This is a genomic window from Neolewinella aurantiaca, from assembly GCF_008014675.1.
GTDB lineage: Bacteria > Bacteroidota > Bacteroidia > Chitinophagales > Saprospiraceae > Neolewinella > Neolewinella aurantiaca.
The window spans coordinates 151,013-177,927 of the sequence record NZ_VOXD01000005.1 but is presented as its reverse complement, the minus strand read 5'-3'; the positions used below and the strand labels follow the sequence as shown (position 1 = coordinate 177,927).

Sequence of the window (26,915 nt, the reverse complement as noted above, 5' to 3'; positions counted from 1 at the left end):
AAATCCATTGGGTTTGATTGGTTACAGTAGCCCCGGCTTCAGCCGGCGGCTTCTCCGAAACCAGATAAGGGAAAAGCGATAAGGGATATGTGATAAGCGATTTGGCTACCGCTGTTGAAAATCCATTGGGTTTGATTGGTTACAGTAGCCCCGGCTTCAGCCGGCGGCTTCTCCGAAACCAGATAAGGGAAAAGCGATAAGGGATATGTGATAAGCGATTTGGCTACCGCTGTTGAAAATCCATTGGGTTTGATTGGTTACAGTAGCCCCGGCTTCAGCCGGCGGCTTCTCCGAAACCAGATAAGTGGAAAGCGATAAGGGATATGCGATAAGCGATTTGGCTACCGCTGTTGAAAATCCATTGGGTTTGATTGGTTACAGCAGCCCTGGCTTCAGCCGGCGGCTTCTCCGAAACCAGATAAGGGGAAAGCGATAAGGGACTTGGTTGCCGCCGTACTTCGTACTCAAGATTTCAAGGCAACCGCAAACTCATAAATTTTATGATATAGAGTCCCAAGGGGACTTGCTCGCTGCAGGCGGCAACTTCAGTTGTCGTAAGGCAGTTAGGACCCTGCTCCGTGTTTGACGGGACATTCGTAACTTGTGCCGATAAACACCCCCTGAAGATGAAATCAACCACGTTGGCCTTTCTTGGCCTTTTACTCTTTCTTTGCACCAGCGTCAGCGCCCAGACTATTGACTGGAACCGTTTTGCTGCAGTAGCTGAAATCAAGGCATCAACGCCCGAAGACCTTGCCGATAAAATAACCAGTACGTTCTCGACTGAACAGGACATTGCTGCTGCAATCTATTACTGGATGACGCAAAACGTAGCCTACGATACCAATTTGTACGGTCAGGTTATGGGCCGGAAAAACAGTAAACCAAAGTCTTATACGCCCGCTGAAGTCAAGGAAATTTACGAGCAACGGGTGCTGAACACCTTAAAGCGCCGCAAGGGAGTTTGTGAGGGGTATTCCCGCCTTTACCAGCGGGTGGCGAACCTTGCCGGGCTGGAGTGCGAAATGGTAACGGGCTACGCCCGTGGCGACGTGATGGTGCCGGGGTCGATGGGAATCGGGCACGCCTGGAACGCGGTTAAAATCGACGGGGAATGGCAGTTATTGGATTGCACCTGGGGAGCCGGGGCTGTAAACGATAAAATGAAGTTTGTCCGGAATTTCAGACCGTCTTATTTTATGACTCCTCCGGGGAGCCTGGGGTACAACCATTTTCCGCAGGATAGCAAGTGGCAGCTGCTCGAAGAACCCGTCAGTGAGGAAGTATACCTCCGGCGGGCAGCCATTGGGAGCGGCTTTTTTACTCATGGCCTGTATGACCTCAGTCACGCAGACTATCTGCTCGAAACACCGAAGAAAGAACCCCTGACAATCGCTTTCGCGGTAGATTCTGCCCCCGAAACACTTTACTGCGTCAACTATACCACCCGTATGCAAATCCCCTGCAGTGTCAGCAAAACTGCAGACCGGGTATCGGTTGAATTGCCGGCAGCATCGGTGAAAAACATGGTGCTGGGAATTGTCTCTCCCGAGCAGGACCTTCTGCTCAGCTACCGGGTTGTCCGGAAATAATCAACTTGTCCCCGGCAACGGAAGAACCCGACACAATGCCTGAGCGGAAGTGCCAACCAAGCCGGGAGCATTGTGTTGTATTATTTCCTGCATCAGGAAAAGCTATTTACTCTACACATGCACCTTCAGTACAAAGAATCTAAAACGGGCGGAAACCTCGAGTTGTGGGCCGACGACCCGAATTTGAAACGCTCTGCTTTTGGGGAGAAAGCCAATTATCAACTTACCATCGCCTGGAACCGGGGCGCAGCGCAGCGGATTTATGTCGATGAAATAGGTTATGATCTGCCGGAAAACGGCCTTGCTTTACTGATCGTGGCGCACACCTTTCGTTTTGACCGGCCGGAAGACATTGTCGCCTGGGGGTTCAATCGGGATTTTTACTGCATCGTCGATCACGACCAGGAGGTCAGTTGCGTCGGGTTTATTTTCTACGGCTTCCCCAACCCGATGATTCTTACGCCGGAGGAAAGCGTAGTTCGTAAGCTTTCTTTATTGTTACCTGTGTTTATCGACGAGTTCCGCGATACCGATAACCTGCAGGGCGAAATGCTGCGGATGCTCCTGAAGCGACTGATTGTGATCGTCACCCGTGCCGCTAAGAAGCAACTTCTGCCGGAAGCCACCCCGACGCCGGAGTACGATCTCTCCCGTCAGTTCAGTCTTTTGGTAGAAAAAAACTTCCGGGAAAAACATCAGGTAGCGGATTACGCAGCGATGCTGTTCAAATCGCCGAAAACGCTGAGTAACGTATTCCGAAAGCTGGGCGGTAAAACACCCCTTCAGTTCATTCATGAGCGCATCGTGCTGGAAGGCCGAAGACTTCTTCTGTACACCGATAAATCAGTTGCTGAGATCGCCGACGAACTCGGGTTTATGGAAAGCGGCCACTTCAGCCGCTTGTTTAAGCGAGTCACTGGTGAGTCGCCTACCGCTTTGCGTAGCTGAAATCAGTAAGTTTATACCGCTCCTCATTTGAGGAAGGGAGTAATTGGTACCGGGGCGGGGGGAATTGGTAGGAGGCGGGCCTGTAGACGCCCGCATCTTTGTATTGTCAAAAGGGAAAAGCAATTATTTCAAGCTTCTGCCTCGTAAACAATAACCAATAAATTTTATACAATGTCTACCTTCAATATCCCCACCCGTACCGAAGTATCTGCCGGCAACCAGACCATCTTCGATCAGCTGGAAAAAGGCCTCGGTTTCGTGCCTAATCTCTACGCTACATTCGCGCATTCAGAAAATGCTCTGGGCAATTTCCTTGGTTTTGCCAACGGCAAAACAAGCCTCTCTGCAAAAGAGAAGGAGGTGATCGATCTCGCTGTATCTGAAGTAAACAGCTGTAACTACTGCCTGGCCGCCCACACGGCTATCGCCAAAGGCGCAGGTTTTACGGAAGAGCAAACCCTTGAACTCCGTGAGGGTTACGCTTCATTCGACAGTAAGCTTGATGCTCTGGCTACTTTCGCCAGCGAAACAGCCGCTCAGCGTGGCAAACCATCATCAGAATCTATCGAAGCACTTCTGGCCGCTGGTTATACCCGCGAAAACATCGTCGATGCCGTACTCGCCATTGGTACTATTACGGTAACCAATTACCTGCACGGTATCACTAAGGTCGCTGTCGATTTCCCCGCTGCTCCGGAGTTGGCGGTAGCGTAAGCAAAGAATTAAGTCTCATAACATTTGCCCGGCCCCGGTTCACCCTGTGAACTGGGGCTTTTTGTACGCCAAAGCATTAGTACCGCACTGCTCCAACTCCCGCAGCCCAGAGTGCTTTATTGTAATTTTGAATTTCGTCTTTAAGCGCCATGCCCTCAGCCTTGTACCTGGCCCAGGCGGCATCGAGTTCTGTCCGTCGCGCCCGCGAAGCGTTGGTGATACGGGGCAATCCGCTTTCGCTCTGATTGAGCAGGAAGAGGTAATCTGCCGTAAAGCCATTGACGTAGTTTTCTACATCATCGTAAGCCTTGGACTTTCGCTGAACCATAATGTCATCCCAGGCGGACAGCTTTGCGATTAATGCTTCTCCCTGCTGGCGTACGCTGCCTTTTTCATCCAGGGAAGACTGCTCCTCCAGAATGTTGCTTATTTGCTGGTGTGCATCATGCAATTGATTTACCATATCGTGCATATCGTTGAGGGTAGCGGTCAGTTCGCTAAGGTAAGTGTCGGTTTCCCGGTAGGCTTCGGGGCTTACATTGTAGAGCGGGTTAGGCTCGAGTACGCCTTTAACGCCGACGGTTTCGTCTCCCTTTCTGAAGGTAAGCATATAGGTGCCGGGGGATACCTTGTGGCCGCGGTAGCCACCTTCGATGTAAACCTGCTCCACCCCCTTACGTCCTTCGGTGCGCAGATCCCAGACAAAGCGATTGAGGCCGGGGCTGGCGGATAGGGTAGGGGCATTTCCCGGACCACCGGCCCAGGGAGTGAAACCGGAAGGCTTAGAACTGAGGGTACGAACGACCTTGCCTTCTGCGTTGGTGATTTCCAGGGTAAGCTCGGAATCATCTTCGCCCTCGGGAAGGTGGTAGTAAAGTACCATGCCACTTGCCGGGTTTACACCGCGGGTAGAACTGACACCATCGCCTGAATTACCGTCGAGCTCGCTGCGGCTGCTGGTCAATACTACCGGCTCGGGCTGGTAGACATGCAGGCCGTAGGGTTCGTTTTTCCACTGGCGCAGTAAGCCCAGGTCATCCACAATCCAGAAGCCCCGGCCTGCGGTGGCAACGATCAGATCGTCGTGCTTAACTGCAAGGTCAGTGATGGGGGTTACCGGGAGGTTGAGCTGGAGAGGCTCCCACTTCGCTCCGCCGTTCCAGGAAGCGTAAAGCCCGGTTTCGGTACCGGCGAAGAGTAGTCCTTTTACTTTATCGTCTTCCCGGACCACGCGGGTGAACGCTCCGTCGGGGATGCCGGCGCTGATGTTCTTCCACGTCTTGCCGTAGTCTTTAGTAACGTAGAGGCCTGGCTGATGATCATCGAATTTATAGCGGGTAGTAGCGATATAAGCTGTACCGGCATCGTGCGGAGAAACCTCGATGGCGTTGATGAGGCATTCTTTGAGTCCGGCAGGGGTAACGTTCTTCCAGGATTCACCATTGTCACGGGTGAGGTGAACTAGTCCGTCGTCGCTGCCCGTCCAGATTACGCCGGCTTCGTGCGGCGATTCGATGACGTAGCTGATGGTGCCGTAGCTCTCCGCGCCAACGGATTCGTTGGTGTAGGGCCCGCCTCCTTTGCCTTGTTTTTCAACTTCGTTGCGGGTAAGGTCCGGCGAGGCTTCCTCCCAGGTTATACCTAGGTCGCTGGTTCGGAGCATCTTTTGCGCCGCGTGGTACCAGACGTTTTTGTCGTGCTGGCTGCGGATGATCGGCGCGTTCCAGTTGTAGCGGTACTTCATGTCCTTCGCATCGAGAGCGAGGTACTGGATCGGGGCGGCCATTACGTTGACGGATGCTCCCGTTTCGGTGTCGAGCAGATCGATGGTGCCAAGGTAGCTGCCGCCCATTACGAGCCTGGGGTCGTCGGGGTCGAAAGCGAGGAAAGCACTTTCGCCACCGGCCGATGCGGTCATTGCTTCAGGGCCGATGCTGCTGCCGTTGAGGTTGCGGCTGTCGATCCTCACGGAGGAGTTGTCCTGCTGTCCCCCATAGAGGCGGTAAGGGAAGTTGTTGTCTACGCTGACGCGGTAGAACTGGACGGTAGGCATATTGTCTTGCCGGCTCCAGCTTTCTCCCCGGTTGAAAGTGATGCCGGCTCCGCCATCGTCCGCCAATACCATATTTTTGGGGTTGGCGGGGTTGATCCACAGGTCGTGGTAATCGCCATGAGGGCCAGACATCACTTCCCAGTTTTTGCCGCCGTCTTTAGAGCGGAGCATGGGGGCACTCATCACGTAAACCATGTCTTCGTTGGCGGGGTCGGCGAAAACTTCGGTGTAGTACCAGGCCCGCTGGGTGAGGCGGTGATCATCGCTGACGCGCGACCAGTTCTTCGCGCCGTCGGTGGTTACGAAGAGACCACCGAGCTGCTGTTCGGAGTCGCTTTCCACTACGGCGTAAACTTTGTCGGGGTTACTCTGGCATACGGAGAGCCCGATTTTTCCCAGTTCTTTTGGCAGTCCGGTCTGTGCTTTTTCCCAGCTTTCTCCGCCGTCGGTGCTTTTATAGAGTCCGCTGCCGGCCCCGCCGCTGATAACTTTCCAGGGCTTACGGCCGTAGGTGTTCATGGCCGCGTACATAATCAGTGGGTTGTTCTGGTCGAGGTCAATTTCGACGCAGCCGCTAAGGTTGTCGGTGAAAAGAGTGCGTTTCCAAGTTGTTCCGCCGTCGGTCGATTTATAAACGCCGCGCTCTTCAGATGGGCCGTAAAGCGCACCTTGTACTCCTACCCAAAGGGTGTTGGGATCGGTGGGGTGGACGCGGATACGGGAAATGTGACGACTGTTCTCGAGCCCGATTTTATTCCAGGTCCTGCCGGCATCGGTTGATTTGTAGAAACCGTCACCACTGCTCGTCATAACGCCCCGGACGGCGTGCTCTCCGGTGCCGACATAGACGATGTTCGGATCGGTTGGCGCAACGGCTATGGCTCCGATGGTTCCCGTCCCGAAGAAGCCGTCGGAGATGTTGGTCCAGTACTGGCCGGCATCCTCTGTTTTCCAGACACCACCGCCGGTATTGCCCATGTAGTAGGTCAGCGGATCACCAATCACACCGTTAGCGGTGTTGGCCCGGCCGCCTCGAAAAGGACCGATGTGGCGGGCCTTCACCGGAGCCAACTCGGTGTTCAGGTCACTGGTTTGGGCGCAGATGAAAGGAGAGAGCAATAGCCCGGCGAGGAGGAGGAGGAATCTTTGGTGCATGGGGGAGGGTGGTTGAAAGGCTAAAGTTAAACTACTACAGCTAAATCTACCTGGAGATTTAGAACTCGCCAGTCGAATTCTTTTTTGCTCCAGGTTCAAAGTAATATTTAGTTGGGGAGAGGAAATACTTAGTCCTGAAATTAACTACTCAGCATGAACGCGAAAAAAAAATCGCCTGTCGAGTTCGGTCAATTGATTTCTTGGCAAGGGAACCGTCCAACTCGACAGGCGAACTTTTTCGCACCTTCCGAAGCGTATTTACCCAGGATCTGATGCTTTGACGTCCGGGCCAAATTGGTTTAAGGGAGGTTGTGCTAAAAAGCATTCGACTGGCGAGTTGAGCTTGAGCTGGATTGATACTGCCCTGTAACCTTCCCCTGCACCTGCGGTCGCGCAAAAAAATCCGAACCCTGAAATCGATTGCAATCTTATCGCTAAATCTTCAGTGTATATATTGCACATCCGCTTGTTTTGCGGCAGCTTAATTCATCGTTCATTCAAATATTTTCACTTGTACACCATCGGCTACGACATCGGTTCCTCTTCAGTAAAAGCAGCTCTCGTGGAGGCTGAAACCGGCAGGGTGCTTGCCCGCGTCACCGCTCCGGATACGGAAATGAGTATGGACGCTCCCGAAGCCGGATGGGCCGAGCAAAACCCGGAAGACTGGTACAAATACGTGGTAGCGGCAACGAAAGATATTCTTGCGCGAACGCAGGTGCAAAATGAGGATATAAAAGCAGTGGGGATCGGCTACCAAATGCACGGCCTGGTGATGGTGGATGCCGAAAATGAAGTCGTTCGTCCTTCCATCATCTGGTGCGATGGCCGCGCCGTCGGAACCGGTGAGGAAGCCTTCAAAGGTATTGGCGCAGAGACCTGTCTGGAGCACTGTCTCAATAGCCCCGGTAACTTCACGGCAGCTAAACTGAAGTGGGTCGCCGACAACGAACCCGACAACTATAAGGCCGCCCGCTACGCCATGCTGCCCGGAGACTACATCGCCCTGCGCCTCACCGGCGAAGCAACCACCACCATTACCGGCCTAAGCGAAGGCGTATTTTGGGACTTCAAAGAAAACCAACTGGCCGGGCTCGTTATGGAAGAGATGGGCCTCGACGAAAGCAAGATTCCTCCTCGTGTGCCCGCCGTTGGCGGGCAGGGTAAACTGACCGAAGCCGCTGCCCGGGAGCTTGGCCTGATGCCCGGCACCGTTGTTGGTTACCGCGCCGGAGATCAGCCGAACAACGCTTTGAGCCTCAATGTCCTCGCGCCCGGCGAAGTGGCCGCCACCGGCGGTACTTCCGGAGTGGTGTATGGCGTTACCGACCGATTGGCCTTCGATCCGCAGCAAAGGGTCAATTCCTTCGCTCACGTAAATCATGAAGGCGGAGCACCCCGCATCGGGGTGCTGCTGTGCATCAACGGCTCGGGCATCCTGCACCGTTGGGTGAAGAACCTGATCGGCGGCGAGGCACTGAGCTACGGCGAAATGGAAACGATGGCCGGGAACGTGCCCGTTGGCAGCGACGGCCTTCACTTCCTACCCTTCGGTAACGGCCCCGAGCGGATGCTCGGCAACAAAAACGTAGGCGCACACCTCCTCGGCCTTGACCTCAATCGCCACGGCAAAGCTCACATTGTCCGCGCCGGGTTGGAGGGCATCGCCTTCGCCTTCGTGTACGGGATGAAGGTGATGAAGGAGCTGGGGGTCGACCTCAGCACTATCCGGGTGGGCAACGACAATCTCTTTCAGAGTAAAGTCTTCAGCGAAACCATCGCCACGCTCACCGGAGCCACCATCGAAGTTCACAATACGACCGGTGCGGTAGGCGCGGCGCTTGCTTCAGCGGTTTCTGTGGGGCTCGCGAAAAACATCGGCGAGGCCGTCGGCCGACAGGAGGTGTTGTCATCAGTAAAGCCAGGAGACAACAAAGCCCGGCTCCAGGAGGCGTATGCGATCTGGGAAGCCGGGCTTCGGAAGATGATGTAAGGTTAGTTCGATTATTCGAATACGCTCATAGGAACGGTAACGGAGCCGGAAAGCGGGGTGCCTTCTACCGAAGAATCGTACTGAGAGTTTTGATCATTAAATACGGAGACTTCCAGCGTGAAGGTCCGGTTCTCCCCGGAAGTGCCGACAGTGAGGGTGTCAGAGTTGACGAAATGCAGGTCGGTGAAGGTGATTTGGAGGTTGTCTTTTATGTAAGCGTTCAGGACATCTCCACCGTCGTTGGGCAAGCCTACGGTGTACTCTCCGTCGGGTAAGATGCCTCTCGCGGGTAACGACTGGAAGGAGAATTCCATGGCGTCGGCCGGCAGGCCGGTGAGGCCGCTGCCGGTCAATTCTGCCGGAGCTCCAAGCAGGTAAAGTTTTGCGTTGAAGGTTCCGTCGGGATTAGAGAAAGCAGGTTCAAGCACTGCTTTATCGAAGGTGAACCCTCCGTCAAGGAATGGGATGTCTTCGGCGATTGGTTGGAGCTGATCGTCGTCAGTGCAACCAAAGGCGAGGGCGGCAATGAGCAGGGTGCTCAGCAAGCTGAAAAAGATCTTCATAGTTAAAAGGTTTTGAGGTGTGTTCAAACTTAAGAGTACACCGGGGCATTTACTACTATCTGCCTGAATTTAACGGATGTTTAATGCATCCCAAATAGCTTTCTTCCCATGACTAAAAACCAAATTACCGGCCTGATTAAAGATGGAGTTTTTATGCTGGCGGGAGTTGCCGCTGCGGCCTTCGGTCTCGAAAGCTTTCTTCTACCCAACCACTTCATCGACGGAGGAGTAACCGGTATCTCTCTTTTACTGGTTCATCTTACTGGTCTTCGTTTGTCCGTGCTGATTTTGCTGGTCAACCTTCCCTTTCTTTTGTTGGGCAGAATCGTGATTGGTCGCCGCTTCGCGATTAAGACGGCGCTTGCGATCACGCTGCTTGCGATCACAATCTACTCAGTTCATTTCCCGGAGGTAACCGAAGACAAGTTGCTTGTATCCGTCTTTGGGGGTTTCTTCCTCGGGTGTGGTATCGGCCTCTCGATGCGGGGGGGCAGTGTGCTCGATGGCACCGAAGTACTGGCGATCTTCCTGAGCCGGAAGGTTGGGGCAAAGGTCAGTGATTGGGTAATCCTGATTAATATTGTCATCTTCGGTTTTGCCGCATATCTGCTGTCCATCGAGCAGGCGCTGTACTCTTTGCTTACCTACATAGTGGCGTCGAAAGCGCTTGACTTCGTGATCGATGGGGTGGAGGAATATACGGGGGTGACCATCATCTCCGGCCAGAGCGACGTTGTACGGCAGGCGCTCATCGAAGAACTGGGCAGTGGCGTTACCCTTTACCGTGGGCGCGGTGGCTACCGCGCCGATGCTGCGGGTCAGGAGATCGACATTATCTATACCGTAATCACCCGGCTGGAAATCAGTAAACTTACCCGCATCGTTGAGGAGATCGACGGTAATGCCTTCATCACGATGAGTTCCATCAATGACACGCGGGGCGGGATGGTCCGCCGTAAAGGGGTGCACTAATGATTGGGCTGTGGAGCGGCATCGTCCCCCGCAACAGCAGGCCCGGCTTCAGCCGGTGGCTTGAAAAGTAATATGGCAGTGGTTTGTTTGCTTCGCAGCTAAGCAGCTGCTGCTTTGGCGTACTTTTTCCGAGTTGAGGTTTAGGAGGCAGCAGCCTGAAGGCTGCCGAACGGAAGGTAAGATTATTCCCTTAGCTTTGATCTATAGAAAATCTTCAGAACCCACCTTTCACTATGAGACTATCCTGCCTGATTTTTACCGCAAGCCTGCTGGTAACGGCTGCCGCCTGCCGCCAGAACGATGCCCCTGAAACCTCCCCTGCACCTGCGGCCGCGCCTGCTGAAGCATCCGCTTCGGAAACAACAGTATCTGTTGGGGACGACCTCACTTATGTTCCCGAAGAGCGCTTCGGGAAAATTACGGGAGCGACCCACGAAGAAGACCTCGATTTTCTTTACGGCGATCAGATCGCAGAAATCGAAGTCCCGATCGGTGAAGGATTTACTACCCCGGGCTACCGCCTGTTTCCCGGCACCAAAAACGAAGCGGATGTCATGTTCCCCAATGAAGAAAACGGTATCGAAGAACTAACCATTGTGATTAGAAAGGAAGGTTCCGAATGGCGGATGGCCGGCAGCCCGGTGACGGTCGGTACATCGTTGCACGAGCTCAAAGAAATAAACGGAAAGCCCATCACCTTCCTCGGGTACGAATGGGATTACGGCGGAACAGTGATGGACTGGAACGGCGGCGAACTCGATAAAATCGGGGCCACCTTGACTACTCCGGTACTACCCAACGGCCAACTATTGCCCGATGAACTAATGGGAGATACGGAAGTGAGTACCGATAACCCAAACCTGAAAGGGCTGGGAATCACCGTTGCTGATATATCCGTTTACCTCCTCGCACCCGAGGTCAGCGAAGACGGCATCCCGGCGCAGACCGATTTCAGTATCGTCCCCGGTTATCGCTTCGGAGCCATGACGGCGATCGTTGAACCGGAAGACCTGCCGCTGGTGTACGGCGAAGGAAACGTTGAACCGATGGAATACGATCTGGACGGCGGCGTAAGTGTACCCGGCTTCCGGCTTTTCCCCGGAACTGAAAACGAGGTCGAGATCGGTTTCCCCGACGAAGACGGATACCTCGAGGGCGTCGAGTTCCGGATCAGTAAAAAAGGAGGCGACTGGCACCTTGCCGGCACTGACATCAGGGTAGGCGATCGCCTCGCGGAGGTCCGTACGGTCAACGGAGCACCGCTTATGATCTATTCGCACAATTACGAAGGCGCCGGAAGTGTCAACAGTTGGGGAGGAGGAAGCCTGGAAAAGACGAATATGTTTTTCGACATCAATACTGCTGGAAAAACATATACCTACAACGACGACATGGAGGTGAGCAGCGATGCCGAAGCCGTGAAAAAATCGGACCCTGAAGTCGCCATGATAATGGTTCTTCTGGAGCGCTAGGCGACGGCTTAGCTTTCGGTGTTTATTTCACGGGAATTTGGAGCGATACCATCACATCGTCGCCTACCAGACCGCCGAACAGAAACGGGCCTTCGATGCCGAAATCCCGCCGGTTGATGGAGAGTTCGCCGTGAAAAACATTGTCGTCGAAGGAGAAAGGAATAGATACAGGCCGTTTTTTTCCGTGAATGGTCAGTTGACCATCGACAATGTAGCCGTCACCGGACTCCCGGAAGGTGTGGGACTGGAAGCTGATGCGTGGAAAGTGTTCCGCATCGAGCCAGCTTTCGCCGATGGCATGTTTATCTTTTGTATTATTCCCGGTATTGATGCTGGCTGCAGCTACCGAAACATCGAAGTTGGCGTTGGCGAGGTCGTCAGCGTCAAAGTCGATCGTACCCTTTAGGTCGGTAAAAGTCCCTTCGGCTTTAGCCGTGGAAAACTTGATGGCGTACGCGTCGGTTGGTTCCCAGTTGAAAGCAGAAACAGAGGATATGATACAGAGAGCAAATAGAAAAATGAAGAGTCGCATTATTCGAAGTTTGATGTGCAAACTTCTTAACGCCGGCCGATGTTGGGTGCGGCTCTTTACCTTAACAGACCTTAACCAATGCCGGGCTAAAGCAGAACGGGCCGCCGGATATGATCCGACGGCCCGTTTTGGCGTTTGGTGTGCTTTTGAGGCGACTTCTTAGGAAAGTACGTCTTTCACTACGTCGGCAGCATCCTGAAGCGTGATGGCAGAGCGAACATTCAGGCCCGACTCGTCGATCATTTGCTTGGCTTCAACGGCGTTCGTACCCTGAAGGCGAACGATGATCGGCACCTTGATGTCACCGATGTTCTTGTAAGCATCGATTACACCCTGGGCAACACGGTCACAACGGACGATACCGCCGAAGATGTTGATCAGGATAGCTTCAACCTTCTCATCGCTGAGGATCATGCGGAATGCCTTCTCTACGCGTTCGGCGTCAGCAGTACCTCCTACGTCGAGGAAGTTGGCGGGTTCGCCACCGGAGAGCTTGATGATGTCCATGGTTGCCATCGCGAGACCAGCACCGTTTACCATACAGCCGACGTTACCGTCGAGGTTTACGTAGTTGAGGCCGTACTCACCGGCTTCCACTTCAACGGCGTCTTCCTCCGTTTTATCGCGCATTTCGGCGATGTCTTTGTGGCGGTAAAGTGCGTTGGCGTCTACGCTGAACTTACAGTCAACGGCGATGATCTCGTCGTTTGCGTTGTGCAGGGTAGGGTTGATCTCGATCAGGGCAGCATCAGCACCGATGTAAGCGGCGTAGAGCTTGTAGATGAACTTGGTCATGTTCTTGAACGCAGTACCGGAGAGGCCGAGGTTAAAGGCTACTTCGCGGGCGTTGAAGGGCTGCATGCCGAGTTCGGGATCGATGTAGGTCTTGTGAACGAGGTGTGGCGTTTCTTCGGCTACGGCCTCAATGTCCATACCACCCTGGGTAGAGTGGATGATGACGTTCTGCTTGCGGGCGCGGTCCATCAGGATGGAAACGTAGTATTCTTTGCATGCGTCGAAGTCAGGCGCGTAAGCATCTTCGGCTACGAGGATTTTGTTGACCTGCTTGCCGGGGCCTTCCATGCCTCCCGGAGTCTGGGGGGTCTTGAGTTGCATTCCGAGAATGTCGTTGATGTAACCCTGGGCCTCGTCGCGGTTTTTGGCCAGCTTTACACCACCACCTTTGCCACGTCCACCTGCGTGGATCTGAGCTTTGATTACGGCGAAACCACTTCCGGTTTCTTCAGCGAGCTTGTCATACATGGCGAGGGCTTCTTCCTTGGTGTCGGCTGCGTAGCCGTTCTGGATCGGCACGCCGTACTTAGTGAGGATGCTCTTGCCTTGGTATTCGTGGAGGTTCATATTTAGAGGCTTTCTTTAATAATTTGAGGGCGAAGATAGGTAAATGCTTGCAGGTTGCAAGGTGCAGGGTGAAGGATATTGTTACAAAAGCTGTGAAGCTGCTACTTGTTGACACACTACAAACCGAATGGGGCGCGACCGCAGGTGCAGAGTTAGGATAGTTTCACCGGAATCTCCCGTACAGAATTGCTCCTTTGGAAACTGATGTGTTATTGGTTGAAATCCGGGGTACCGTTCAGCTCCATCTCCATCTCATATTGTTCTACGGTAGCTACGAGGCCTGATGAATTGATTACGGAAATCTTGTCCTCCAGCCGTTCATCCACATTAATGACTTTTACAAAATCTGCGACCTGTCTAATTGCATGGAAGAGCCGTTCCCACCGGGCGCAAACCAGATTGTCGCGATTGCTTCTCCCCAGCGCAGTGGTGTGGGGAGGCTGGGAGAGGGTTGAGGAACTATCTGGTTTGCGCCCTTCCCACCCGATCTTTTCGGTGTTTAACAGATCGAATTGGGCCAGGTACTGCGTCTCCGGGCTGTAGACGAAAAAAGATTCGGCGCTTCCTTCGTGAATAACCTGGTAAAAGCGGTAATCCCGTTGCAGAATGGTTTCCTTCTGGAAATCCCAGGAGTAAAACGGCTGGTTGGGCAGGTCCTCCCAGTTAACCGCGCTTAAAGGTATTTCTTTCAGTTCCTGACGCTCCTTGCTTTCTACCTGGACCTGCCCCGAGAAGCAACTGTACCTCCTGGTGATCCGAAAGCCCACGCTTTGGTAAGCCTTGATGGCTTTGTTGTTTCGTGTAATTACTTCGAGGGTACTTCGTTCAATGCCTTTACCGAGGAGGTCTTTAAGGGCAAATTCGTAGATGGTCTTTACGATTCTTCTGCCCCGGTATTCGGGAATTACTCCCGTTCCGGTGTTGAAGGCGATTCGCGTGCCTGCTCTTGTGCCAACTGCGTGGATGATGAAGGCAATAAGGTTGTTACCGTCAAACATCCCATAGGAAAGCTCAAAATCCACCCCCGCTGCCTTCCACCGGTCAATGTAATAACTGTGGTCGGTTGGCATACTGGCGAAGTAGCTTTCGAATGCCAGCAGGAAACATTCGATCACCTTGTTGATGGGGGTGGCTGAAAGATTAGTTACGTTCATTTACTGTGTACTTAAGGAGAATTAACCCATCACCAGTACTAAGAAAAATGCTTAACACAGGCATTTACTGGTTGTAGCCTCCTGAAGGGAGAGCCTGTAACCATAAGATCCAATGGGCGCAAACCAGGTTGTCGTTCAACCCCCTCCCAGCCTCCCCACACCGCTGCGCTGGGGAGGAGCAATCGCGACAATCTGGTTTGCGCCCGATCCAATGCACCTGTCGTTCTCGCGCATTATGACAGGGCAACCGCAAAATATGTCACAAGTTGGAAATTTTATGATGGCTGTAGTACTTGCGGCAGCCAAATTAAGAATCAAATATCGAGAGTACGAAGTACTGCGCAGCAAATCAAGAATCGCCAATCAAAATCGTGTGCGATTGCCCTTCATATTTGGGGAGCCGAAGCTAAATTTAATTGAGTGCTTCTCTTAGGATTATGAAAAGGCGTAACACCACCGAGTTTCAGGTTGAGAACCAGTAACCGGGTCTTGTACCTGATCACTTCGGCTTAGGTATAAGCCCTTGCAACTTAAACGTACAGTGCACCCGCGGCCGCGCCGTTTTCCCCGAACATACCGTCTGGAAGTAATCAGCATTGTATAAACACGCTTTACTGTAGGTGTTTATACGTGTTTTTTGCGAAGTAGGCAAAAACTGTGACTAAGTTGACATTAAATTCGGTCAAGCACCTGAATCAGGTTACGAAAAAAATTGGTCTTTCACTGTCACACCCATATCATGAAGAAATTAATAGTTGCCGTCACCCTGTTGGTGCTCACCATTACCGCCTGTAAGGTCATTAGTCCTGTTTATAACGATTCGATCATCCCGGACCTGGTGGTGGTACCCGCTGACGGAGAAGTGGATACTGACTGGACGCGCTTCGATCAGGGTTGGGATTGGAATACTAGCAACGCCTTCTGGTTCACTTCCCAAGGGGCCGAGGTGTTGCCTTACACCTGGTTTACCTGGTTGGAACAACCCAATAACCAGAAGCTTTTCAGAAATACGGAACACATGGAGATGCTGGGCTATCTACCCGCTTTGGCCTCCCGGCACAATCCTGCTGGCCTGCCTATCGGCTTTGCGATTACAAGGTCGGAATCTATGAAGGAGGCTTACGTAGGTTTCACCTGTGCCGCCTGCCATACCAACATGATTGAGCACGATGGCGAAAAATTTATAATCGACGGGGCACCTACGCTGGCAAACTTTGTGCTCTTGTACGATCGCCTGGTCGGTGCGCTCGAGGTTACGTATAAAGATGATATGAAGTTCGAACGTTTTTCCAATCGGGTTCTTGGCCGCAGGCACTCTAAGGAAGAAGCAGAAGAACTACGTGAGGAGCTACTCGCCGCAGCAAAAGGTGCCGCTCTGCGTAAGGATGTAAACGCACTGCCCGAGCACTACCCCGAGGACTTTACCAGCTGGGGCCGGCTGGACGCCTTCACGAACATTATGAACGCAGGCACGGCTTTCGCCCTGAATAAGCTCGACAATAAAAACTATCCGGTTGCACCGGTATCCTACCCGTTCCTTTGGGGAACGCACCAGTCTGATTTTGTACAATGGAATGGTGGTGCCTCCAACATTCCGCGCTCCGTGGGCCCAATGGTGAGAAATGCCGGAGAGGTAGTAGGTGTCTTCGGCGGGCTGACGATCAAGGAAAAACCAAACAACAAAAAAGGATTCGACTACTTCGGTACCCTCGATTTTCAAGGGCTTGGCCGGGTGGAAGGTTTCGTAAAGTCACTCAAAGCACCTCAATGGGACGATCCGGAAAGTAACCTCCCCGCAGTGGACCCCGAGCGGGTCGCCAGAGGCGAAATCCTGTACAGGGACAACTGTATTGAATGCCACAAAGTAGTGCCAAAAGACATGCAATACAAGAACTATAAGGCAGATATGGTGCCTTTGGCAGACGTTGGAACCGACCCCATGACAGCCTGGGCCGCAGAGAACTATATGGCTAGTTCAGGGATTTTGAAGGGCTCAAAAGCCATGATCCTGAAAGGAGATGTGATGGGAGATACCGTACAGGCAATCACTATCCCCGTTAACGGAGTTGCTGGCCTGGTGCTCAGAAGCCCCACCAAAGTAATGGAGGGCATTGGTATAACCAGAAAGATGGGTGGAAGAGGACTCCGAAGAGATATAAAAAGGCTCAACCAGCGGCAAGACTCGTTGGTGGAAGCTAATACGCTCGAGGCTGGTCATCAGAAGTGGGAAAACATACAAAACACAGAGACCAAACTCATCGTGGATAGCCTTGAATACAAAGCGCGCCCGCTGAACGGAATCTGGGCAACAGCTCCTTACCTGCACAACGGATCGGTCCCCAACCTCTGGGAATTGCTTAAGGCGCCCAAGGATCGGGTCAAGAGTTTTTGGGTGGGAAGCCGCGTATTTGACCCCAGGAAGGTAGGGTTTGTCTCGAACCGTGGCAAAAATGAGTTCAAAGTCTACCGGGAAGTAGACGGAAAGAAAACCATGATGCTTGGCAATTCCAACCTCGGCCACGACTACGCCGGTGGTCAGTACACAGATGAACAAAAATGGGACCTCATCGAATACATGAAAACACTTTAACCATGAGGTTCTTTTTCCTGTTACTGTTGCTCATCTTTTTTCTCTCCTCCTGCGGAACAACCAAGGGTATGCCACTTGCCACCGAAGACCCTCCCGCGAACGAAAAGGCCGCAACGGAGGAGATCATCGCGTTGCTGAAAGCAACGCTGGAAGAGAGTTATCCTGACCCCGCCGCCACCGAGCGGGATGCACACCCCAAACAACACGGCTTGGTAAAAGCTGAGTTTGTCATCGCTGACGACATTCCCGAAGCGTACAGGATTGGGATTTTCAGTGAGCCGAAAACATATCAGAGTTGGCTGCGCTACTCAAAGCTGCTCAATGGCCCGGATATTGACGCCGACTCGCACGGGCTGGCGATTAAATTGATGGGGGTACCCGGCCAGAAAATACTGCCGGGGCTGGAAGATGCACCCACCCATGATTTCGTGTTCATGAGCACTCAAATCTTTGTTACCAAAGGCGTCAAGGGGTTCGCAGACTTGCTTAGCGCCGTACGGAAGAAGAATAAACTGAACGCTGCCTGGCACTTCCTGACCCATCCGCGCTTGCTCAGGCTGTTCATGAAGGTACAAATCAAAGCCGCTGATCTTACGGCCGTAGAGTGGGGGAGTACCACACCCTATTTGCTGGGAGAGCATGCCGTTAAATACGCCGTTTTACCCCGGACTTCTTCCGATGCAGAGCGGCCCGACAAGAAAACAGCCGAAGCTACCTTCCTTACCACCCGTCTGGCCGAGACCCTGGCCTCCGGCCCGGTAGAGCTGGATTTCTTCATTCAGGTACAGACCGACGCCAGAAAGATGCCGATTGAAGACGCAAGGGTGGAGTGGGACAGGTCATTGTCTCCCTTCATCCGGGTGGCGACCGTCCGCATTTTGCAGCAGGAATTTACCTCTGCGGAGCAGCAGGCGTACGGACAAAACCTCTCGTTTTCGCCCTGGCACGCCCTGCCGGCACACCGCCCGCTGGGCGGCATCAACCGGGGGCGCCGGGCGATCTACGATCAGATGTCTAAGTTTCGGCACGGGCGCACCGGAGGTGCGATGGCGGAACCGGCACAGTGGCGTGAATTCTAGACCAGGCTGTTTGTTGAAGTATTGGGTCATTCCCCCTTCACGTATTTCCGCCAGTTGTGCTGTTCTTTGAAGCCCAGAACCTCTCTGATTTTACGGTTGGAGTAGAGCGCTTCGTGCTCTCCAAGTTGACGGGTGAGCGGTACACCGGGGAAGAAGCGATCCGCCAGTTCCTGGCTGGGGATGATTGCTCCGTTATGGTCGTTGCCAGCGTTGAAAACCTGAAAGCCGAGTCCGTCTTTCTGTAGGCAGAGATCGACGATCTGGCCGAGGTCGCGGGCGTCGATGTAGCAAAAGGCGTTGCGGCGGCGCACCTCGGGGTGCTTAAAGTAGTGCGGGAAGAGTTCCTGGTATTCGTGGGGTTCAATGACGTTGCCGATGCGCAGGGCGTAGATATCAATACCCGATCTGCGTTGAAAACTGCGGGCTGTTTTTTCGTTTACGACTTTAGATAGTCCGTAGCTATCCATGGGGTCTACGTCGTAGTCTTCTTCGAGTGGCAGTACGGCAGGATTGGTTTTTCCATCAGAAAAACAGATTCCGTAAGTAGTCTCTGAGGAAGCGATGATGACTTTCTTTATGCCCAGTTTTACGGCAGCTTCGATCACGTTATAGGTGCCAATTGTGTTTACCCGGAAGGTCTCGTTGTCGGGATTGATCAGTATCCGGGGGACGGCGGCAAAGTGGACTACGGCATCGAAGGGCGGTACGCCGGTGCCGGCTTCCAGTTCGTCTAATCCTGCGTAAGAACTCATGGCGTTGAACATCTGCCCTGAGTCAGTGATGTCGGCCATGAGGTTGTCGACTCCCGGATGGTCGAGGGGCACGAGGTCTACGTTCATTACCTTGTGGCCCTGATCGAGCAGGTATGGAATGACGTGTTTGCCAGCTTTGCCTGAGCCACCGGTGAATAGAATTCGCATTTTAGACATGAATGGAGTTTTCTGGGAAATGGATTTTCCGGCTTAAGGTTGACTGTAAGAGCTTGTTCGGGTTTAATCCGGATTCTCTCATTAGCCAGGAATAGCAACAGAATCAGGGTCGGACAAAAAAACGATCACTTTTGTAACAACCCGCCCGCATGATGTATAAACCTGCAACAAGGCTTTGAACCATTGCCTTCCCGAAAACCGCTCATTGCACCTGCGGCCCCGCCCTCAAATTTAATGGTGCAGTACAGCGGACGCCCATAATTCTCATCCCAAACCTTCAGAAAAACACTATTCCATGAACCGCTTTCTATTTATTCTTCTGCTCCTCGGAGCGGGCCTGCAGCTTAATGCCAATAACATTGAAGTTACCGATATCGTCCTCCTGAATCAGGATGTTGGCAACGAAACAACGACCATTCAATTCGACCTCAGCTGGGAAAACTCCTGGCGGGTGAGCGTTGGTCCTTCCAATTATGATGCCGCCTGGGTATTTGCCAAATACCGTGTCGGTGGAGGCCCCTGGCGCCACGCCGAGCTAACGGGCTCACCAGTTGCCCCCTCCGGAGGCAGTGTCGATTTGGTCGACGATACAGGCGTATTCGTTTACCGCTCAGGAGACGGCAGTGGCAACATCTCTTTTCAGGACGTCGAGATGACCTGGGATTATGGTGCAGACAACGTAGACCCCAATGCGGTAGTCGATGTACAGGTATTTGCCCTCGAGATGGTTTATGTGCCCGAAGGTTCCTTCTATTTAGGTACGGGGTTTGGTGGAATTGGCGCCGAGAATGAAGTCGGTGAATTCCGTACGGCGGGAGCTGTCTTTCCTACCTTTTATTCTGCTTATCATGTGGAATCGGAGGCCTCCATTACCGTTGGCTCCGGTACCGGACAGCTTGATTACAGTACCGACGACAGCGGCAGCCGCCCGGGTGACCTCCTCGGCCCGATCCCCGCAGCCTTCCCTAAAGGCTTCGCTGCGTTTTACTGCATGAAATACGAAATGTCGCAGGCGCAGTACGTAGCCTTCTTCAATACCCTGACCCAAACCCAAAGGGAGAACCTGGACGTGACCGGACCTGACGGCAAAGGACAAGACGCAGAACTGAACCGTAATGGTGTAAGCTGGGATGAAACAGGTAACGCTACAACGACCAACCCGGACCTACCTCTCAATTACGTGAACAACACGATTGTTTATGCCTACCTGGATTGGGCTGCGTTGCGCCCTATGACAGAATTGGAGTATGAAAAAGCCGGACGAGGCCCCGTAAGCCCGGTAAATAATGAGTTTGCCTGGGGAACGGCCAATATTCACGGTACGGATTATGAATACCTGAACTTTAGCACACCCAACGAAGAGGTCTCAAATATGGGAGAAGGCGTTGGTAATGCAATCTATAGCGAAACCAATGGTTCCCCAACGGGCCCGAAGCGCTGTGGAATCCTTGCTGCCAGCGCCGTGAACCCTACCCGTGAGGAAACGGGAGGTAGCTACTATGGCATCATGGAATTAACGGGCAACCTCTACGAACGTTGCATTACGGTTGGTAATCCGGAAGGCAGAGCTTTCACAAATACGCATGGCGACGGAACATTGCTGTCCAGCGGTAGCCATAATGTGACAAACTGGCCCTCCGGAAATACTGGTATTGGCTACCGGGGCGGTTCCTATTTCAACGATAGCAGGTTCATCCGGCTCTCTGATCGTTATGATGCGGCCACTACGCTTGAGGGCGACAATAACCGGCTTGGTTTTCGGGGAGTGCGTTCGGTAGAGTAAGGGGAGTATTTATTTCTTAATACTTCAATTACCAATCATGACTTTTTTTAGAAAATACCATTTGCGCAGGCAGTTGGCGCTGACGCTGGTGCAATGTTTGTTTTTGGGGCTTAGCTCTGCGTGTTTGCAGGCCCAGTTTGCCGGCGGACCGGGAGACGGCTTTCATAAAGCGGTGGTGATCCAGCTTACCTTCGATGGGATTCCCGCCGGCGTCGCGGCGCTCTACGTGGGCGGAACGGGGGATGGCTTTGATCACTCCTCGGAAACCTTCACCCTGTTCGGAGACGACATCTCCGGGCTGTTTTCCGGCGGACGGGGCGACGGCTTTGACCACTCATCGGCCAACGTCACACTGAGCGGACAAGCACTTCTGGTGCTCTTCGGTGGCGGTGGCGGCGATGGTTTCGACCAGAGCGTCACTTCTGTTACCCTCGCCGGAGACAATACGAATCAACTCTATGGCGGAAGCGATGGTGATGGTTTTGACCTGTCGATGGCTCAGGTAACGCTCAACGGAGAATCTTTAGCCGCCATCTTCGGCGGCGGTAGCGGTGATGGGTTCGACTTCTCTGCCACCAACCAGGCTCTGGACGGACAAACGCTAACCGGACTCTTCGGTGGCGGCCCGGGTGATGGTTTTGATGCCCGGAAAGTCTCCGTTGTGGTCAATGGAGAAACCCTCGCCCGGCTCTTCGGCGGCGGGCAGGGCGACGGCTTCGACGTCGCGTTCTACGCCGGTGCCATCCCGCTGCCACTCGACCTCATCAGCTTCGATGCCTTCCCCGAACAGGACTACGTGCTCCTGAAATGGGCCACCGAAAACGAACAGGCTACCGACTTCTTCACCATCGAGAAAACGGCCAACGGCCTCGACTTCGCGACCGTCGGTACCACCGACGCCGCCGGGTACACCGAGCCCGGAGAGCGCCTCCTGTACGAAATGAAGGACGACGAACCCTACCAGGGGCGCAGCTTCTACCGGCTGCAAACCACGGACTTCGACGGATTTGTGAGTCTCTCTCACCTGGTGGAAGTGCAGTACGCCGAAACGGAAGGCGAACATTGGGACTTTACTTTATTCCCTAACCCGAATACCGGACGCCACTTCAGTGTCCGTACCGACGGCATGGCTGCCGGTGAAAAGGTTACTGTGGAGGTATTCGATGTAAACGGTCGGGCCTTGTTTACGGACAATTACGTTCAGGCAACGGGGGAGGCTTTTCGGTTTGATCTCGCTTCCCGGCTGGCTTCAGGCTCTTACCTGATCCGGGTCGTTCACCCGACTTTGGGGAGTCAGGCCAAGATATTGCTGGTAGGGAAGTAGAGCTTCCAGATCGTTTCAGGCTACGGGGAGAAACGGGAAGTGTACCCCAAAACGGACCATTCCGTTTGCGCGCGTCCTGTTCACATCACCTTCGCTTTAAAACATGCACGCCGCTATTTGCTCGTCGTTTCCTCCATAAACTTCTTCGTACTTATGCAACAATTGGTAAGCGAATGCTTCCGACATGAGTATTCCCGGTAATTCAAACGTTCCGTTCAGAATGCGTTCGTAGTACGATTTGCCGAGGGCAATCGCAAAGGCACAATTGTAGTGGTTTGAATCACCGATGATTTCGTTTCCGCTTTGCTCGAGCATGCGGTTCTTCAGTTCATTGTTCATCAGGATGAAGTTTCGGGCTTCTTCCTGACTGCCGGAGAAAATGTCTGCCGAGATCCGGCGAAAGAGGGTTGTGTTGACGTAAGCGCTGAGCTTCTGCCCCATTGGTGTAAGCTCGGCGCCGAAGCTCACGCCGAAACGCTTCAAGATCGATTCTACAGTTTCGGCTTTAACTTTGGCGACATCCTCGTCGGTCATTCCTTCATGGAGGATGTTCAGTTCTTTAAAGGATAAGTCCACCGCATCTTCGGCACTTTTCCGCATTTCAGCAGGGCCTCCGCTTTTTGTGATCAGTTTTTCGTTGGCAAGGGAACGTAAATCAGGGGCACTGGCCCAGGCGGCTTCTACTATGCTCCAGAAGTCTTTTTCGTAAGCAGGCGAAAGTGATGTATTCATGGGGGTTTAGGGTTTGGGGTTATTCCGAAAATATTCGACACTCTAATTTACGTCAAAAAACGAAACGGGACAATTTTACGGACGAAGCCCGGAGAATAAACTTTCGGAAGAATGAAGTTAAAATGTAGGCTATTCCTTCTGGTGGAGATAATATACCACCGTTTTTGACCTTCTACGATTGTTGTTTTGCTTCCCTCGCCCACGGACCTCCGAAGGACGCCGCGTAGCGAAAGGGACCGGGGAAGGTTACGAACCTAGTGAGCAGAACGGGCGCAAACCAGATTGTCGCGATTGCTCCTCCCCAGCGCAGCGGTGTCGGGAGGCTGGGAGGGGGTTGAGCGACAATCTGGTTTGCGCCCGGCAGAACCGCGCACAAAGCGTTAGGCTAGCACTCCACCAGAGGGGACCCCCTCAGTCAAGATGTTTTATCATTCTGGAAGATAAGCAGTAAGTCCTGGCTGACGTAAGCAATGGCCAAAGTGCACTTTATGATTAACCTGCCACGAATCCTAGTCGATCAGCCACAAATATTAACTTCGTTTTTCAAAGTGCTATGCAATGAGCTATCTTTACGAAAAGAAAACTAACCCAGATCATACGACTAATGCTGCAATATCTCTCTGTACTTCTGATCTTTTGCCTCGGGAAATGGTGGCACCGCAGCGCGGATGCCGAAGCACTACGCTTTCTGCTGGCACCGACGGACACTCTGGTCGGCTTAGCAACAGGCAGTACTGGCAACTGGAGGGCAGGAGAGGGGTACCTCCACGCCGGCCCGCATTTCATCATCGATGCATCTTGTGCCGGATTCAACTTTTTGCTCATCGGTTTTCTGTTGTTGGCTTACCTGCTACTGCGGCGCTTCACAGCCTGGTGGACCATTCCGGTAGCTCTAATTGCTGCCTGGCCGCTGACCATACTCGCCAACACCTCCCGGATCCTGACGATCCTTACTCTGGGCCCCGCTCCACTCGGTATAAAAGACACCGCCTGGCACGAAGGACAGGGAGCGTTCGTCTACTTATCAGTACTGGTCATTGCAGGAGGGCTACTTACATATTGGTTGAAGTCTGCCGAGAGTACCAGCCTGAGTAACGCCTAAAGTCAAAGCACCAACAAACTAAAGCACCAAAGCACCAACGAACCATGAATTTCCTAACCAATCCCCGCTGGCTCTTTATCGTCAATACGCTTCCTCTACTGGTTTTTTCCTGGCTGGCGTGGCGGCAGTACTCCTTAATTGAATCTTTGTTAGAGGTTGATGAAAAAGGCGACTGGCTGATGTTTGCCTACGCAACGGCGTTGCTGATGGTTAGTGTTACGGGGGCGGGAGTCTGGTTGATGCGCAAGAAGCAACGGGTGCCGGTAACACTGGTGACGGGGCTGTTCATCGCGACGGCACTGTATACCTTTTACGGAGCCTGGTCAATGGACGACCTCACGCCCTGGCGCATCCCAAACTGGCTTGCGGGAGACGATTTATTGCTGTACCTGTTCACCTTCACCATGCCCGCCATGGGCTATGGTTTGCTTACCGCTGTCCACTACGCCACTCCTGAGCCCGAGGAGCGAAAGATCTGGCCCAACTTTGCCGGCGCGCTTGGTATCCCGTTGGCGATTTACGCTTTTGGAGCGCTATTGGTCCCCTTGCTCGGCAGAATATCTGGTAGGTTCTTCGAATACTTTTTCGTGATTGCCATTGTGGCGTCTACGGTAGTCTTTTTGTTTTTTCTGGTCAGGGGTGTCTACCTGTTGGCCTTGAGCCGGGATCACCTGATTGAGGGGTACCGCCTTGCCTGGCTCATTCCGCTGGCTATTGTATTTCCGTTGCTCGGGCTTGTCATTAACAACGGACACTGGCGGCCCGGAGAATTACGGCACGCCGGGGATGCGGTTTTTGGTGACTTCAGCCATCCGGCTTTTTATACCATGGCGTTGATGAACGGCATCCTGTTATGCTTGCCTGCCTACGAAAACAAATTATACCGTCTGTTCCTCTTCCTGGGGCGCAGTGTTTTGCTTGCGTACATCGTGTATTTTTTCGTGGTCTTCCTTCCGTATTTGCCGCTTTCGATCGGGGCGATCTTGCTGGTTGGGGTGGGCTTTTTGATGCTCACCCCACTGATGTTGTTGCCCGTTCAGCTTACCGCTATCCGGGATGATTTTCGGTACCTGAAAGGGAAGTTCGATCCCAAATTTCTGATTGCCACCGGAGTCATTTCTTTTTTGATGATACCGCTCTTCATTACCCTCCGGTACACGGAAGATAAAGCGGCGCTGGACAGTGCGTTGGACTACGTCTATGCGCCGGCACAGGCGAATATGGACGCTCTGAACGTCAACGGTCTTGAGCGCGCCATCGCTGCCATCGACGAACACAAAGGGAGGCGTAACGATTTCGGATTTGCCACCGGTACGCCCTATTTGAGTAGCTATTACCGTTGGCTTGTGCTGGATAATCTGACACTCTCCGATGAGAAGCTCAGTACCCTGCGACAGGTGTTTACGGGTGAAGGTAAACGGTATGCTACGGATCCGGTTTTCAGAGATAATGACCAGGTAAGCCTGACCGGAGCCACCGTGGAATCTGCCTGGGACCCCAAACGAGAGGCCTGGAGCAGCTGGGTGAACCTGAACCTTACACAGGCGGATGGCACCCTTGGCAGGGGTGAATATCAGACCGTGTTTACCCTGCTCGAAGGTGTTTTCATCGATGACTATTATCTCTACGTCGAGGGCGTGAAGGAGCACGGCATCCTGGCTGAGCGTAAGGCGGCGACCTGGGTATACAACAACATCGTGCGGGGCAACCGCGATCCCGGCCTGTTGCGCTACGTGACGGCCAACGAGATCGAATTCAAAGTCTTTCCGTTTCGGGCGGGAGAGACCCGGCGCACGGGCATCCGATTTCTGCACCGCGAGCCGCTTACGCTTGCGTTCGACGGGGAGGAATTGCAACTCGGCGTTGAGAATGAATACCCTGTTTCCGGTCCGGTGACGAACACTTCCGGAGAGCAGGTTTACCTGACAAAGGAGCAGAAAGGGGCGCTGCCGCAGGTGCAAAGAAAGGTTGGGGTGCACTTCGTGGTCGATGCTTCGCGGCGAAGCCCGGAGACCGAAGCTGCAATGATCTCCCGCATCCGCGACTTTGCCTCAAAACTCCCACCTGGCTCCCCGCGTCCGCGCCTGACCCTTGCCGGCACTTTGCCTCAGAATCATGACTTTTCAGCCAGTTGGGAAGCACAACTCGGAAGTACTGAGCCCGGTGGTTTCTTCGCCCAGCGCGCCATCGAAAATATCCTCTCCGCCGAACTGGAGGCTCCGGGAGATACCGATTACCAGATCGTGGTTGTCCGAAACGAGAATTCATATCCGGTTTTCACCGGAGACTTTTCAGCCTGGTCCGCCGCTTATCCCGAGGGCGACGACTTCTATTTCCTGGATACCGACAATGAATTATACCACCATAGCCTCAGTCGAAATCCCGGAGACACTGTCGGGAAGGTCGCCAGCCTCCCAGCACCGGTTGCAGTGCACAAGGGGCCTGCTGGCTACTACACCGTCGATGGCCAGGGGGCAATCCTACCCGGTGCCGAAACTACTACTGACCCAAACGGCCCGAACGACAAAAGCTGGTCCGCCGCCGTAGCCCTTCGCCGGCAATACCTCGCCCACCAGCAAAGCGGGCAAACCGGATACCACCCTTGGCTGACCGAAGTACGGGGCAGTTTCCAACAGCATATTCTCATGCCGACCACGGCTTTTCTCGTCGTTGAAAACGAAGCCCAGAAGGAAGCGCTCCGCCGCAAACAGGCCGAAACCCTCGACGCCGACCCCGCTCTCGATCTGGAAGAGACCGACCCCGTGCGAAGAATGAGTGAGCCATGGTGGATCTGGGCGCTGGGTTTGCTCGTGTTTTTTATCGCGGTGGTCCGACGCCAATTGTAACAGACATGTTCCGTTGATTT

The 26,915-nt window shown here is 53.4% G+C and carries 20 protein-coding genes; 13 read left to right on the top strand and 7 right to left on the bottom strand.

The window, feature by feature from the left end; genetic code table 11:
- Positions 1-626: 626 nt before the first annotated feature.
- The 3 genes from FUA23_RS05110 (at position 627) to FUA23_RS05100 (ending at position 3,254) form a co-directional block, all read left to right on the top strand.
- Positions 627-1,592, top strand: coding sequence for a transglutaminase domain-containing protein (locus tag FUA23_RS05110; protein ID WP_147929649.1), 966 nt, complete (start codon positions 627-629; stop codon positions 1,590-1,592).
- A gap of 117 nt (positions 1,593-1,709) precedes the next feature.
- Positions 1,710-2,540 (top strand): helix-turn-helix domain-containing protein, encoded by an 831-nt coding sequence (locus tag FUA23_RS05105; RefSeq protein WP_147929648.1) that lies wholly within the window; start codon positions 1,710-1,712, stop codon positions 2,538-2,540.
- 171 nt (positions 2,541-2,711) lie between these two features.
- Positions 2,712-3,254 (top strand): carboxymuconolactone decarboxylase family protein, encoded by a 543-nt coding sequence (locus FUA23_RS05100; protein WP_147929647.1) that lies wholly within the window; start codon positions 2,712-2,714, stop codon positions 3,252-3,254.
- 76 nt (positions 3,255-3,330) lie between these two features.
- Here FUA23_RS05100 and FUA23_RS05095 read toward each other — a convergent pair whose 3' ends face one another.
- A complete protein-coding gene (locus FUA23_RS05095) occupies positions 3,331-6,462 on the bottom strand; it encodes a WD40/YVTN/BNR-like repeat-containing protein (RefSeq protein WP_147929646.1) in 3,132 nt (1,043 codons plus the stop codon).
- A 511-nt stretch (positions 6,463-6,973) separates the two neighbouring features.
- Between FUA23_RS05095 and FUA23_RS05090 the strand changes: the two genes are divergently transcribed.
- Positions 6,974-8,455, top strand: coding sequence for a xylulokinase (locus FUA23_RS05090; protein WP_147929645.1), 1,482 nt, complete (start codon positions 6,974-6,976; stop codon positions 8,453-8,455).
- A gap of 11 nt (positions 8,456-8,466) precedes the next feature.
- Here the strand turns inward: FUA23_RS05090 and FUA23_RS05085 are convergent, their stop codons facing one another.
- Entirely contained in the window at positions 8,467-9,018 is a 552-nt protein-coding gene (locus FUA23_RS05085; RefSeq protein ID WP_147929644.1) for a hypothetical protein, read from the bottom strand.
- A gap of 108 nt (positions 9,019-9,126) precedes the next feature.
- Here FUA23_RS05085 and FUA23_RS05080 point away from each other — a divergent pair, with 108 nt between their 5' ends.
- Together FUA23_RS05080 and FUA23_RS05075 are read left to right on the top strand one after the other, a co-directional pair.
- Positions 9,127-9,990, top strand: a complete 864-nt coding sequence (locus FUA23_RS05080) for a YitT family protein (RefSeq protein ID WP_147929643.1) — start codon at positions 9,127-9,129, stop codon at positions 9,988-9,990.
- Positions 9,991-10,223: 233 nt separating this feature from the next.
- On the top strand, positions 10,224-11,462 hold the full coding sequence (locus tag FUA23_RS05075; protein WP_147929642.1) for a hypothetical protein: 1,239 nt from the start codon (positions 10,224-10,226) through the stop codon (positions 11,460-11,462).
- A 22-nt stretch (positions 11,463-11,484) separates the two neighbouring features.
- Here the strand turns inward: FUA23_RS05075 and FUA23_RS05070 are convergent, their stop codons facing one another.
- The 3 genes from FUA23_RS05070 to FUA23_RS05060 form a co-directional block, all read right to left on the bottom strand.
- Positions 11,485-11,994 carry a YceI family protein gene (locus tag FUA23_RS05070; protein ID WP_147929641.1) on the bottom strand — a complete coding sequence of 170 codons (510 nt, stop codon included), beginning with the start codon at positions 11,992-11,994 and terminating at the stop codon, positions 11,485-11,487.
- A 159-nt stretch (positions 11,995-12,153) separates the two neighbouring features.
- The gene (sucC, locus tag FUA23_RS05065; protein WP_147929640.1) at positions 12,154-13,356 is read right to left on the bottom strand and encodes an ADP-forming succinate--CoA ligase subunit beta; all 1,203 of its coding nucleotides are present in this window, start codon (positions 13,354-13,356) and stop codon (positions 12,154-12,156) included.
- Between the two features lie 209 nt (positions 13,357-13,565).
- On the bottom strand, positions 13,566-14,510 hold the full coding sequence (locus tag FUA23_RS05060) for a GNAT family N-acetyltransferase (RefSeq protein ID WP_147929639.1): 945 nt from the start codon (positions 14,508-14,510) through the stop codon (positions 13,566-13,568).
- A gap of 112 nt (positions 14,511-14,622) precedes the next feature.
- Here FUA23_RS05060 and FUA23_RS05055 point away from each other — a divergent pair, with 112 nt between their 5' ends.
- The 3 genes from FUA23_RS05055 to FUA23_RS05045 all read left to right on the top strand — a co-directional run bounded on the left by FUA23_RS05055 (position 14,623) and on the right by FUA23_RS05045 (position 18,179).
- Positions 14,623-14,943: a hypothetical protein gene (locus tag FUA23_RS05055; protein WP_147929638.1), complete on the top strand. Its 321-nt coding sequence runs from the start codon at positions 14,623-14,625 to the stop codon at positions 14,941-14,943.
- 306 nt (positions 14,944-15,249) lie between these two features.
- Entirely contained in the window at positions 15,250-17,100 is a 1,851-nt protein-coding gene (locus FUA23_RS05050; protein WP_147929637.1) for a di-heme-cytochrome C peroxidase, read from the top strand.
- Positions 17,101-17,102: 2 nt separating this feature from the next.
- On the top strand, positions 17,103-18,179 hold the full coding sequence (locus FUA23_RS05045; RefSeq protein ID WP_147929636.1) for a catalase family protein: 1,077 nt from the start codon (positions 17,103-17,105) through the stop codon (positions 18,177-18,179).
- A gap of 26 nt (positions 18,180-18,205) precedes the next feature.
- Here the strand turns inward: FUA23_RS05045 and FUA23_RS05040 are convergent, their stop codons facing one another.
- Positions 18,206-19,108, bottom strand: a complete 903-nt coding sequence (locus tag FUA23_RS05040; protein ID WP_147929635.1) for an NAD-dependent epimerase/dehydratase family protein — start codon at positions 19,106-19,108, stop codon at positions 18,206-18,208.
- Positions 19,109-19,403: 295 nt separating this feature from the next.
- Between FUA23_RS05040 and FUA23_RS05035 the strand changes: the two genes are divergently transcribed.
- Both FUA23_RS05035 and FUA23_RS05030 read left to right on the top strand, forming a co-directional pair.
- Complete coding sequence (locus FUA23_RS05035) at positions 19,404-20,891, top strand: SUMF1/EgtB/PvdO family nonheme iron enzyme (protein ID WP_147929634.1); 1,488 nt, start codon at positions 19,404-19,406, stop codon at positions 20,889-20,891.
- A gap of 37 nt (positions 20,892-20,928) precedes the next feature.
- Positions 20,929-22,215, top strand: a complete 1,287-nt coding sequence (locus FUA23_RS05030) for a T9SS type A sorting domain-containing protein (RefSeq protein WP_147929633.1) — start codon at positions 20,929-20,931, stop codon at positions 22,213-22,215.
- A 96-nt stretch (positions 22,216-22,311) separates the two neighbouring features.
- Here FUA23_RS05030 and FUA23_RS05025 read toward each other — a convergent pair whose 3' ends face one another.
- On the bottom strand, positions 22,312-22,947 hold the full coding sequence (locus FUA23_RS05025; protein WP_147929632.1) for a hypothetical protein: 636 nt from the start codon (positions 22,945-22,947) through the stop codon (positions 22,312-22,314).
- Between the two features lie 604 nt (positions 22,948-23,551).
- Between FUA23_RS05025 and xrtK the strand changes: the two genes are divergently transcribed.
- Both xrtK and FUA23_RS05015 read left to right on the top strand, forming a co-directional pair.
- The gene (gene xrtK / locus FUA23_RS05020) at positions 23,552-24,049 is read left to right on the top strand and encodes an exosortase K (protein ID WP_147929631.1); all 498 of its coding nucleotides are present in this window, start codon (positions 23,552-23,554) and stop codon (positions 24,047-24,049) included.
- A 44-nt stretch (positions 24,050-24,093) separates the two neighbouring features.
- Positions 24,094-26,895: an MSEP-CTERM sorting domain-containing protein gene (locus FUA23_RS05015; RefSeq protein WP_147929630.1), complete on the top strand. Its 2,802-nt coding sequence runs from the start codon at positions 24,094-24,096 to the stop codon at positions 26,893-26,895.
- Positions 26,896-26,915 lie beyond the last annotated feature (20 nt).

What these genes read in the sequence shown, in the direction of transcription:
- FUA23_RS05110 (WP_147929649.1), top strand. Translation starts at nt 627, where the DNA reads ATGAAATCAACCACGTTGGCCTTTCTTGGCCTTTTACTCTTTCTTTGC.
- FUA23_RS05105 (WP_147929648.1), top strand. Translation starts at nt 1,710, where the DNA reads ATGCACCTTCAGTACAAAGAATCTAAAACGGGCGGAAACCTCGAGTTG.
- FUA23_RS05100 (WP_147929647.1), top strand. Translation starts at nt 2,712, where the DNA reads ATGTCTACCTTCAATATCCCCACCCGTACCGAAGTATCTGCCGGCAAC.
- FUA23_RS05095 (WP_147929646.1), bottom strand. Translation starts at nt 6,462, where the DNA reads ATGCACCAAAGATTCCTCCTCCTCCTCGCCGGGCTATTGCTCTCTCCT.
- FUA23_RS05085 (WP_147929644.1), bottom strand. Translation starts at nt 9,018, where the DNA reads ATGAAGATCTTTTTCAGCTTGCTGAGCACCCTGCTCATTGCCGCCCTC.
- FUA23_RS05080 (WP_147929643.1), top strand. Translation starts at nt 9,127, where the DNA reads ATGACTAAAAACCAAATTACCGGCCTGATTAAAGATGGAGTTTTTATG.
- FUA23_RS05075 (WP_147929642.1), top strand. Translation starts at nt 10,224, where the DNA reads ATGAGACTATCCTGCCTGATTTTTACCGCAAGCCTGCTGGTAACGGCT.
- FUA23_RS05070 (WP_147929641.1), bottom strand. Translation starts at nt 11,994, where the DNA reads ATGCGACTCTTCATTTTTCTATTTGCTCTCTGTATCATATCCTCTGTT.
- sucC (WP_147929640.1), bottom strand. Translation starts at nt 13,356, where the DNA reads ATGAACCTCCACGAATACCAAGGCAAGAGCATCCTCACTAAGTACGGC.
- FUA23_RS05060 (WP_147929639.1), bottom strand. Translation starts at nt 14,510, where the DNA reads ATGAACGTAACTAATCTTTCAGCCACCCCCATCAACAAGGTGATCGAA.
- FUA23_RS05055 (WP_147929638.1), top strand. Translation starts at nt 14,623, where the DNA reads ATGGGCGCAAACCAGGTTGTCGTTCAACCCCCTCCCAGCCTCCCCACA.
- FUA23_RS05050 (WP_147929637.1), top strand. Translation starts at nt 15,250, where the DNA reads ATGAAGAAATTAATAGTTGCCGTCACCCTGTTGGTGCTCACCATTACC.
- FUA23_RS05045 (WP_147929636.1), top strand. Translation starts at nt 17,103, where the DNA reads ATGAGGTTCTTTTTCCTGTTACTGTTGCTCATCTTTTTTCTCTCCTCC.
- FUA23_RS05040 (WP_147929635.1), bottom strand. Translation starts at nt 19,108, where the DNA reads ATGTCTAAAATGCGAATTCTATTCACCGGTGGCTCAGGCAAAGCTGGC.
- FUA23_RS05035 (WP_147929634.1), top strand. Translation starts at nt 19,404, where the DNA reads ATGAACCGCTTTCTATTTATTCTTCTGCTCCTCGGAGCGGGCCTGCAG.
- FUA23_RS05030 (WP_147929633.1), top strand. Translation starts at nt 20,929, where the DNA reads ATGACTTTTTTTAGAAAATACCATTTGCGCAGGCAGTTGGCGCTGACG.
- FUA23_RS05025 (WP_147929632.1), bottom strand. Translation starts at nt 22,947, where the DNA reads ATGAATACATCACTTTCGCCTGCTTACGAAAAAGACTTCTGGAGCATA.
- xrtK (WP_147929631.1), top strand. Translation starts at nt 23,552, where the DNA reads ATGCTGCAATATCTCTCTGTACTTCTGATCTTTTGCCTCGGGAAATGG.
- FUA23_RS05015 (WP_147929630.1), top strand. Translation starts at nt 24,094, where the DNA reads ATGAATTTCCTAACCAATCCCCGCTGGCTCTTTATCGTCAATACGCTT.